The following is a 9,455-nucleotide window of genomic DNA, read 5'->3' as shown; positions in this document are numbered from 1 at the left end:
GAGCCAGCAAAGCGCTGCCATCGCTCAGCGTCAGCCGCAGCATCACGCTGGCGACATCTTCGTCATGCAGCGCATCCACCGTGGCGGGCAGGATGTTGAGGATGCTGCTGTCCACCGGTTGGCTGAGTGCCACGCTGACGTCGCGCGCCAGCACCCTCACCCGCACCCTCTCGCCGATGGCGCCGGTGCAGCCGCCCACCCAAAGCTCCGCGCCCGACTGGCCATCGCCACCGCCGTTGATGCAACCCAGCCTCAGCCTGGACAGACCGGGCTCTGGCTCCCGCTCGACCACGGTGGCATGGAGGATGGCGCAAGCATCGTCGAAGCGCGCTAGAGGGCAGTCTGGCCGCGCCATGACTTCATCGGCCGCGCCCGCCATTTCAACGCGCCCTTCGCGCAGCAACACCAGGTGGTCGGCCAGGCGAGCGGCCTCGTCCAAGGAATGGGTCACGTAAACGATGGGCACACCGCTGTCACTCAAGCTCGCAAGGTAGGGCAGCACCTCTGCCTTGCGGGCCGCATCGAGCGCCGACAGGGGCTCGTCCATCAGCAACAAGTCCGGGCTGGTCAGCAGCGCCCGGGCAATGGCCACACGCTGCCGTTCGCCGCCTGACAAGCCCGCCGACGATCGGTCCATCAGGTGGCCGATGCCCAGCAAGGCGATGGCTTGATCGGGCTGGATGCGCCGTTGCGCAAGCGGGATGCGCCGAAAGCCGTACAGCAGGTTGTCCTGGACCGACAGGTGTGCAAACAGGCTGGCCTCCTGAAAGACCATGCCCAGGGGACGGCGGTGGGTGGGCAGGTGCCACCTGCGTTCATCGTCCTGCCAGGCCTGGCCCGCCACGCTCACGCTGCCCTGCGCCTGCTCCAGGCCAGCCAGGCAGCGCAGCACGGTGGTCTTGCCGCACCCCGATGGGCCCAGCAACACGGAGATGCCTTGTCCGGGCAGCTTCAGGTTCACGTCCAGGGCAAAGCCCGGCCGGCTCAAGCGCAGGCGGGCCTCGATGGCCGGCGCCTGCCCGGCATCGCTCGCTGGGGTCATGGGCGACAGGCGACGGGTGGAGGCAGCGGACTGGCTCATGTAGGGGTCCCGCTCAAGCCGCGCAGCGCGCGGCCACCCCGGCCGTTCAAGGCGTAAAGCAGCCACATCACGCCGAAGCCAAAGGCCACCATGCCGCCGGCCAGCCAATGGGCCAGGGCCCACTCCTGAGCTTCGACGTGGCCATACAGCGCCACCGAGAGCACCTGCGTGCGGCCGGGGATGTTGCCGCCGATCATCAACACCACGCCGAACTCGCCCACGGTGTGCGCAAAGCCCAGCACCGCAGCCGTGAGAAAGCCGGGACGCGCCAGGGGCAGCGCCACGCTCAGGAATCGGTCCCAGGGCGACGCCCGAAGCGTGGCCGCCACTTCCAGCGGTCGCGAGCCGATGGCCTCGAAAGCCTGCTGCAAAGGCTGCACGACGAACGGCATGGAGTGCAGCACCGACGCCACCACCAGACCCGCGAACGTGAAGGGCAGGAGGCCCAGCCCCAGGGACTGCATGGCCTTGCCCACCGCGCCATGCGGACCCAGCAGCAGCAGCAGGTAAAAGCCAATGACCGTGGGGGGCAGCACCAGCGGCAAGGCCACCACGGCGCCCACCACCCCTTTGAGACGAGAGCGCGTGTGCGCCAGCCACCAGGCAATGGGCGTGCCCACGAGCAACAACAACACGGTCGTGAGCCCGGCCAGCTGGGCTGTGAGTTTGAGGGCTTGCCAGTCGGCTGGGTTCACAGGCCGTATCCCCAGGCCTGGATCACGGACTTGGCCGCGTCCGACTGCAGGTACTTGATCAAGGCCTGAGCGGCCGCCTGGTTCACACCGCGCGTCAAGAGCACCGCGTTCTGACGGATCGGGGTGTGCAGTTGTGCGGGCACCAGCCACCATGAACCGGTGGGCACTTTGCCCGGGATTGCCACCTGGGACCAGGCCACGAAGCCCAACTCGGCGTTGCCCGTGGCCACGAACTGCTGAGCCTGGCCGATGTTCTCGCCCTGCACGATGCGTGGCGCGAGCTTATCGGCCAGGCCCAGCTTGTTCAGCGCTTGCATCGCGGCCGCCCCATAAGGAGCAAGCTTGGGGTTGGCCACAGCCAGGTGCTGGAAGTCACCCGCCTTGAGCACCTCGCCCTTGGCGTCCACGTAGCCGGGCTTGGCGCTCCAGAGCACCAGCTTTCCCACGGCATAGGTGAAGGACGAGCCCTTGACGGCCAAGCCCTCGCTGATGAGCTTGGCCGGGGTTTCGTCGTCGGCGGCGATCAGCACGGCAAAGGGTGCACCGTTGCTGATCTGCGAGTGGAACTTGCCGGTCGAGCCCGTCGAAACGACGGCCTGGTGGCCGGTTGCGGTGGCGAAGCCTGCGGCGATCTGCTGGAAGGGGCCCGCGAAGTTGGCCGCCACGGCGACCTGGACTTCATCGGCGAAACAGGGGGCACTCAGCAGCGACAGGCCACCCAGGGCAGCCAGGACAACGGAGCGGAAGGAACCGCTTTGAATCATGGTGTCGGTGCAGGGACTGCGTCAGAGTGAGACAAGCGGGGACGAAGGCGAGAAAAGCGCGCACAGCCGCTCACCCACTTCGGGTTGCACGCGTTGCGCATCGCTGGCCGTCAGCACGGCGGTGATGAAACGATGGGCGCCCACCTGCACGGTGACCTCGCAGCGCTGTGCGCCTTCGATGATCCCGGTGACCGTTCCCCACAAGGTGTTCTGGTCGCTGCGCGCGACGGGGGCTCGACGCCCCAGCCCGACGGCGGATGCCTTGACGAGCACCATCAGCGACATGCCTTCGCGGATGCCCAGGCGCTCGACGGACGCTTGCGTCACGAGCACCGACAGGGGCTGATCGCCATCCAGGCTGAGGTGCAGCAACACATCGACATCGGTCGGCTCCAGCGAGACCACCGTGCACAGAAACTGGTTGCGGGCGCTCGTGCGCAGGGCCATGTTGCGCAGGAAGCAGGCGAACGCCCCGGCGTCCGAATCGGCGCCTTCCATGCCACGTGACAGCAGGCGCGCCAGAGCGAGCTGGCACTCGCCTTCCATCGCACGGTAGAGCTCGACCATGCGCCGGCCATGCGCTGTGAGGACCGCGCCACCACCATGGCGACCACCCGTAGACCGCTCGACGAGCGACTCGGTGGACAGGTTGTTCATCGCCTCGATCGCGTCCCAGGCCCCCTTGTAGGAGAGCGGCACCAGGGGCGCCGCCCGGGAGATCGATCCCTGCTCGTCAATGGCTTCGAGCAGGCGGATGCGGGCATCGGCCAGCAGGGTGGCGCCACCGCTGATCAGTTCCAGGCGGCCTTGCAAGGCCACAGGGGTGTCAGGCGGCTTGGACGCTCTGGAGGTTCTTGGCATTTTGGGTGCCGATGGCGACATCGTTTCGACACAAGGAATTCGCTATGTATCCCACTATATAGCGAATCTCCCATCGGTGCCGAAAAGGGGCCGCGTGAGGCCTGGGCCAGCTCAAGCGTGCGCGTCGTTGTCTTCCGCAGTGGCCTTGGCAATCGCCTGCTCCACGACCTCGCGCGTCAGTGGTGAGGCGAAGGTCTCGATGAAGCCATGCACATAACCACGCAGGAAGGCCCCGCGCCGAAAGGCCAGCCGCGTCATGTTGACGCTGAAGAGGTGGCCGGCGTCGAGCGCGCGCAGGTTGCGGTCCCGGTCTTCGTCGAAGGCGATGGAGGCCACCAGGCCCACACCCATGCCCAGCTCGACATAGGTCTTGATCACGTCGGCGTCCATGGCGGACAGCACGATGCTGGGCTGCAGCCCTTCGCGAGAGAAGGCCTCGTCGATGTGGGCGCGGCCCGTGAAGCCCCCGTCATAGGTGATGAGCGGGAACTTGGCCAGGCGCTCCAGCGTCAGCGGCTGGCCATCGAGCAAGGGGTGGCCCGGGGGCACGACCACGCTGTGCGTCCAGGTGTAGCAAGGCAGCGTGACCAGTTGCGGGTACTGGTCGAGCGCCTCGGTGGCGATGCCGATGTCGGCTTCACCGTCGATCAGCATCTGGGCCACCTGGCGGGGCGAGCCCTGGTGCAGGCTCAGCGTGACCTTCGGATAGCGCAATCGGAAGTCGCGAACCGCCGAAGGCAGCGCATAACGCGCCTGCGAGTGGGTGGCGGCCAGAGAGAGGGGACCCGTGTCGTGCGAGGCGCAGTCGCGCGCGGCCTGGCGCAGGTTCTCGGCCTCGCGCAGCAGGCGCTCGATGACGGGCAGGAGCTGCTGGCCGGAAGGCGTCAGGCCCGTCAGGCGCTTGCCCGCGCGCTGGAACAACTCCACGCCCAACTCGTCTTCGAGTTCGCGGATCTGGCGGCTCACGCCCGGCTGCGAGGTGTGCAGCGCCGCGGCCACCTCGGTCAGGTTGTAGCCACGCCGCGCCGCTTCGCGCACGGAGCGCAGTTGCTGGAAGTTCATGCACGCACCCCCGACTCGAACTGGCGGATGCGGCGCGGCTTGAGGTGCGCGTCGTGACCGGCGCGCAGCACACCGCTGTCACGCAGGGCTGCGTACTCGTCCCGGCTGAGCTCGACCTCGATCTCACCTGAACCATCGGTGCGACGGAAGGCCAGGCGGGTGTTGGGGCCCACGGTCAGCGTGTCGATCAGGGTGGCGGCCAGCGAGCCGTCTTCGGCGTGGGCCAGCACCTGGATCTCGTGCGGACGCACGTAACTCACCGCAGGCTGTGCAGCAGCACCCTCACCCACCGTGCCTGGCGCGTGGTCACGGCCGTGGAACAGGTTCACGTCACCCAGGAACTGCAGCACGAAGGGCGTGGCCGGGTGGTCGTAGACCTCGTCGGGCGCGCCTTCCTGCTCGATTCGGCCCTGGTTCATCACCACAATGCGGTCGGCCACTTCCATGGCTTCTTCCTGGTCGTGGGTCACGAACACGCTGGTGATGTGCATTTCGTCGTGCAGGCGGCGCAGCCAGCGGCGCAGCTCCTTGCGCACCTTGGCGTCGAGCGCGCCGAAAGGCTCGTCGAGCAGCAGCACCTTGGGCTCGACGGCCAAAGCGCGCGCCAGGGCGATGCGCTGGCGCTGGCCGCCCGATAGCTGGTGCGGGTAGCGGTCGGCGATCCAGTCGAGCTGCACGAGCTTGAGCAGCTCGGTCACCTTGGCGCGAATGGCCTCTTCAGACGGGCGGCTGTCCTTGGGGCGCACGCGCAAACCGAAGGCCACGTTCTCGAAAATCGTCATGTGGCCGAACAGCGCGTAGTGCTGGAACACGAAGCCCACGTTGCGCTCGCGCACGGCCACGTGGGTCGTGTCCTCGCCATTGAAATAGACGGCGCCAGAGTCGGGCACTTCCAGGCCGGCGATGATGCGCAGCAGCGAGGTCTTGCCAGAGCCCGAGGGGCCCAGCAGGGCGACCAGTTGGCCGGAGGGGATGTGCAGGTTCAGGTTGTCGCAGACGGTTGTCTGACCGAAACGCTTGACCAGGTTCTTGACTTCGATGCTCATGCGGGGACTCCGGATGCTTGGGCGGCCTGGGCCAGCTGTTGCTGAACCCGGCGTTCGACGATGTATTTGAGCACCAGGGTGACCAGCGCCAGGCTGGCCAGCAAGGATGCCACGGCGAAGGACGCGGCGAACTGGTACTCGTTGTAGAGGATTTCGATGTGCAGCGGCAGCGTGTTGGTCTGCCCGCGGATGTGGCCCGAGACCACCGAGACGGCGCCGAACTCACCCATGGCCCGCGCGTTGCACAGGATCACGCCGTACAGCAGGCCCCACTTCACGTTGGGCAGGGTCACCTTCCAGAAGGTCTGCCAGCCCGAGGCACCCAGCACGCGAGCGGCTTCTTCCTGCTCCTGGCCTTGCGCCTGCATCAGCGGGATCAGCTCACGCGCCACGAACGGGAAGGTCACGAAGATGGTGGCCAGCACGATGCCAGGCACCGCGAAGATGACCTTGTAATCGTTGGCGATCAGCCACTCGCCCCACCAGCCTTGCAGGCCGAAGACCAGCACGTAGATCAAACCGGCGATCACGGGCGAGACAGAGAACGGCAGGTCGATCAGCGTGAGCAGAACGCTCTTGCCGCGGAAGTCGAACTTGGCGATCGCCCAGGCCGCCGACACGCCGAAGACCAGGTTCAGCGGCACGGCGATGGCGGCGGCCGTCAGCGTCAGCCAGATGGCCGACACCGCATCCGGGTCCGTGACAGCGGCCACGTACACGTCCCAGCCCTTCTTGAAGGCCTCGACGAACACGGTGACCAGGGGCACGAACAGGAACAGCGACAGAAAAACCAGCGCCACGCCGATGAGCAGGCGCCGCACCCACGCGGGCTCGGTGGTGGCCCCGGCCACGTCAGGTGGCGAGAGGGTGCGCGATGCAGGCAACGCGTTCACCGGTTGAGAAACAGCGGTCATGAGATGAACTCCGAAGGGGTCACTTGCCCTGGCGCTTGCGCGTCCAGGCTTGCAGGGCGTTGATGGCCAGCAGCAGGATGAAGGACATCACCAGCATGACCACGGCGATGGCGGTGGCGCCGGCGTAGTCGTACTGCTCCAGCTTGGTGATGATGAGCAGCGGCGTGATCTCCGAGATCATCGGCATGTTGCCGGCGATGAAGATGATCGAGCCGTACTCGCCCAGGGCGCGGGCAAAGGTCAGCGCAAAACCCGTGAGCAGCGCCGGGGTCAGGATGGGAAAGATCACCTTGCTGAAGCACTGCCAGCGGCTGGCACCCAGCGTGGCGGCGGCCTCTTCCAGCTCGGAGGCCAGGTCTTCCAGGATGGGCTGCACCGTGCGAACCACGAAGGGCAGGCCGATGAAGGTCATGGCCACGAACACACCCACTGGCGTGAACGCCACCTTCAGCCCCAAGGGTTCGAGCCACTGGCCGATCCAGCCGTTGCCAGCGTACAACCCGGTCAGCGTGATGCCGGCCACCGCGGTGGGCAAGGCAAAGGGCAGGTCCACCAGGGCATCGACGACGCGGCGGCCAAAAAAGTCATAGCGCACCAGCACCCAGGCCACCAGCAGGCCGAAGAAGGCGTTGACCAGCGCGGCCAGCAGCGATGCGCCAAAGGTCAGCTTGTAGGACGCCACCACGCGAGGCGAAGTCACCGTTTCAACGAAGGCCGGCCAGGTCAGCTCCGTGGTGCGCAGGATGGCCGCGCTCAACGGGATCAGCACGATCAGGCACAGGTACAGCAGCGTCAGGCCCAGGGCCAGGTCGAAGCCGGGCAGCACGCTGTGCCGCCGCAGCAGGGTTTTGGAAAACAACATGTCAGGCTCTTTTCAGGCGGGCGTCACTTGGCTCGGCCGGCCGCGGTGATCTGGTCGTAGATGCCGCCGTCGCGGAAGTGCTCGGCCTGCACCTTGCCCCAGCCACCGAAGACCTCGTCCACGGTGAAGGTGGGCACGCCAATGAACTTCGCCTGGTGCTGCTTGAGCAGCGCGGGCGAGCGCGGACGCAAGTTGTGCTTGACGGCAATCGCCTGGCCTTCATCGGAGTAGAGGTACTGCAGGTAAGCCTCGGCCTGCTTGCGCGTGCCCTTCTTGTCGACCACCTTGTCGACCACGCTGACCGGGTTCTCGGCCAGGATGGTGGTCTTGGGGTAGACGACCTGGTAGTCGCCCTTGAACTCGTTCTGGATCAGCGGCACCTCGCTCTCGAAGGTGGCCAGGGCGTCGCCGATGTTGCGCTGTGCGAAGGTGGTGGTGGCCGCGCGGCCGCCGCCGTCGAACACGGGCACGTTGGCGAAGATCTTCTGGACCAGGGTACGGGCCTGCTCGGGCTTGCCGCCCGCCTTGATGACCGAGCCCCAGGCCGCCAGGTAGGAGTAGCGACCGTTGCCCGAGGTCTTGGGGTTGGGGATCACGACGGACACGCCGGGACGGCCCAGGTCGGACCAGTCCTTGATCTGCTTGGGGTTGCCCTTGCGCACCAGGATCACGGTGACCGATGCGGTAGGGGAGCTGTTGTAGGGCAGGCGTTTGGCCCAGTCGGCCGGAATCAGCTTGCCCTTTTCGGCCAGGATGTCGATGTCGCTGGCTTGGTTCATGGTGATGACGTCTGCACTCAAGCCTTCAACCACGCTGTTGGCCTGTTTGCTGGAGCCGCCGTGCGACTGGTTGAGCGTCAGGGTCTCGCCGGTGGTCTGCTTCCAGTGGCGGGCGAAGGCCTGGTTGTAGTCCTTGTAGAACTCGCGGGTGACGTCGTAGGAGACGTTGAGCAGGGTGGCGTCGGCGTGGGCGGACAGGGACGTGAGCCCCAGGCCAGAGGTGGTCAGGACCAGGGCGGTGGCTTTGAGGGCAAGGCGGCGAAGGCTGCTCATTCGGGACTCCATCTGACGAATGCTTTGGATGCTATGCAGCCAAAGTCTTTGGCAGAAGCGCCCATTGCTCAGCTCCTTATGCACAAAACGCGCAAAGCGATTGCGCGCGGTGCGCGCGCGCGCTTACAGGCATCGCTTTCATGCCGAGGCGCCTTGCTGCGCGCATAACGCATGAGCTCGTGCGCATTCCTTCGTTCTCAAGCTCGGGCTCCGTGCTCAGCATGCAGACATCGCATCACCTGACCGACGCCCCCATGCCCCAAACGACTTTCACCCGCCGCGCTTTTCACGCTCTGGCCCTCGCCGCCGCCTTCACTGTGGGCAGCCTGGCCCAAGCCAAGGACATCTCTCTGCTGAACGTTTCCTATGATCCAACGCGCGAGTTCTATGCCGAGTACAACGGCGCTTTTGCCAAGCATTGGAAGGCCAAGACCGGCGACAACGTCACAGTGAAGGCCTCTCATGGAGGTTCGGGCAAGCAGGCCCGATCGGTGATCGACGGACTGGAAGCCGACGTCGTCACGCTGGCCCTGGCCTACGACATCGACGCCATCGCTTCGAAAGGCCTGCTCAAGCCCGACTGGCAGAAGTCCTTCCAAGGCAACAGTTCGCCCTACACCTCGACCATCGTCTTCCTCGTGCGCAAGGGCAACCCCAAGCAGATCAAGGACTGGTCAGACCTGATCAAGCCGGGCGTGGGCGTCATCACGCCCAACCCCAAGACCTCGGGCGGTGCCCGCTGGAACTACCTGGCCGCCTGGGCCCACGAACTCAAGAAAACAGGCTCCGAAGACAAGGCCCGGGAGTTCGTGCGCAAGCTGTACGAGAACGTGCCCGTGCTGGACTCCGGCGCCCGCGGCTCGACCGTGACCTTCGCCGAACGCGGCCAGGGCGACGTGCTGCTGGCCTGGGAAAACGAAGCCCACCTCACGCTGAAAGAATTTGGCACTGACAAGTTCGACATCGTCTACCCGAAGCTGTCGATCTACGCCGAGCCGCCCGTGGCCATCGTCGACAAGGTGGCAGACAAGCGCGGCACGCGCGATGTGGCCAAGGCTTACATCGAGTACCTCTACAGCGCCGAAGGACAGGATCTGGCCGGCAAGCACTTCTACCGC

10 protein-coding genes are annotated in these 9,455 nt (G+C 66.1%); 1 reads left to right on the top strand and 9 read right to left on the bottom strand.

Features of this window, described 5'->3' with window-relative positions; genetic code table 11:
• The 9 genes from modC to B2W70_RS00535 form a co-directional block, all read right to left on the bottom strand.
• Positions 1 to 1,042, bottom strand: a 1,042-nt coding sequence (modC, locus tag B2W70_RS00575; RefSeq protein WP_414631010.1) for a molybdenum ABC transporter ATP-binding protein, incomplete at its 3' end; no start/stop codon positions are given.
• A gap of 35 nt (positions 1,043 to 1,077) precedes the next feature.
• A complete protein-coding gene (gene modB / locus B2W70_RS00570) occupies positions 1,078 to 1,785 on the bottom strand; it encodes a molybdate ABC transporter permease subunit (RefSeq protein WP_058086737.1) in 708 nt (235 codons plus the stop codon).
• Entirely contained in the window at positions 1,773 to 2,540 is a 768-nt protein-coding gene (modA, locus tag B2W70_RS00565; protein ID WP_058086706.1) for a molybdate ABC transporter substrate-binding protein, read from the bottom strand. Before modA ends, modB begins: the two co-directional genes overlap by 13 nt.
• Positions 2,541 to 2,561: 21 nt before the next feature.
• Positions 2,562 to 3,353 (bottom strand): TOBE domain-containing protein, encoded by a 792-nt coding sequence (locus tag B2W70_RS00560; RefSeq protein WP_286741982.1) that lies wholly within the window; start codon positions 3,351 to 3,353, stop codon positions 2,562 to 2,564.
• A 159-nt stretch (positions 3,354 to 3,512) separates the two neighbouring features.
• The gene (locus tag B2W70_RS00555; protein ID WP_286741980.1) at positions 3,513 to 4,463 is read right to left on the bottom strand and encodes a CysB family HTH-type transcriptional regulator; all 951 of its coding nucleotides are present in this window, start codon (positions 4,461 to 4,463) and stop codon (positions 3,513 to 3,515) included.
• A complete protein-coding gene (locus B2W70_RS00550) occupies positions 4,460 to 5,509 on the bottom strand; it encodes a sulfate/molybdate ABC transporter ATP-binding protein (protein ID WP_286741978.1) in 1,050 nt (349 codons plus the stop codon). The genes B2W70_RS00555 and B2W70_RS00550 overlap by 4 nt, the downstream gene beginning before the upstream one ends.
• Entirely contained in the window at positions 5,506 to 6,423 is a 918-nt protein-coding gene (cysW, locus tag B2W70_RS00545) for a sulfate ABC transporter permease subunit CysW (protein WP_083505833.1), read from the bottom strand. The genes B2W70_RS00550 and cysW overlap by 4 nt, the downstream gene beginning before the upstream one ends.
• Positions 6,424 to 6,442: 19 nt before the next feature.
• Positions 6,443 to 7,285 carry a sulfate ABC transporter permease subunit CysT gene (gene cysT / locus B2W70_RS00540; RefSeq protein ID WP_286741975.1) on the bottom strand — a complete coding sequence of 281 codons (843 nt, stop codon included), beginning with the start codon at positions 7,283 to 7,285 and terminating at the stop codon, positions 6,443 to 6,445.
• A 23-nt stretch (positions 7,286 to 7,308) separates the two neighbouring features.
• A complete protein-coding gene (locus B2W70_RS00535; protein WP_414631009.1) occupies positions 7,309 to 8,349 on the bottom strand; it encodes a sulfate ABC transporter substrate-binding protein in 1,041 nt (346 codons plus the stop codon).
• 242 nt (positions 8,350 to 8,591) lie between these two features.
• On the opposite strand from B2W70_RS00535, the gene B2W70_RS00530 reads away from it, so the two are divergent.
• Positions 8,592 to 9,455 (top strand): sulfate ABC transporter substrate-binding protein (locus B2W70_RS00530; protein ID WP_286741972.1); only part of this gene is annotated, 864 nt, incomplete at its 3' end.

This window comes from Aquabacterium sp. UBA2148 (assembly GCF_002328915.1).
GTDB classification, from domain to species: Bacteria; Pseudomonadota; Gammaproteobacteria; order Burkholderiales; family Burkholderiaceae_C; genus Aquabacterium; species Aquabacterium parvum.
The sequence above is the reverse complement of the archived record's forward strand: the minus strand, read 5'-3'. Positions and strand labels throughout refer to the sequence as shown.

What these genes read in the sequence shown, in the direction of transcription:
- cysT (WP_286741975.1), bottom strand. Translation starts at nt 7,285, where the DNA reads ATGTTGTTTTCCAAAACCCTGCTGCGGCGGCACAGCGTGCTGCCCGGC.
- modA (WP_058086706.1), bottom strand. Translation starts at nt 2,540, where the DNA reads ATGATTCAAAGCGGTTCCTTCCGCTCCGTTGTCCTGGCTGCCCTGGGT.
- B2W70_RS00550 (WP_286741978.1), bottom strand. Translation starts at nt 5,509, where the DNA reads ATGAGCATCGAAGTCAAGAACCTGGTCAAGCGTTTCGGTCAGACAACC.
- B2W70_RS00555 (WP_286741980.1), bottom strand. Translation starts at nt 4,463, where the DNA reads ATGAACTTCCAGCAACTGCGCTCCGTGCGCGAAGCGGCGCGGCGTGGC.
- cysW (WP_083505833.1), bottom strand. Translation starts at nt 6,423, where the DNA reads ATGACCGCTGTTTCTCAACCGGTGAACGCGTTGCCTGCATCGCGCACC.
- B2W70_RS00535 (WP_414631009.1), bottom strand. Translation starts at nt 8,349, where the DNA reads ATGGAGTCCCGAATGAGCAGCCTTCGCCGCCTTGCCCTCAAAGCCACC.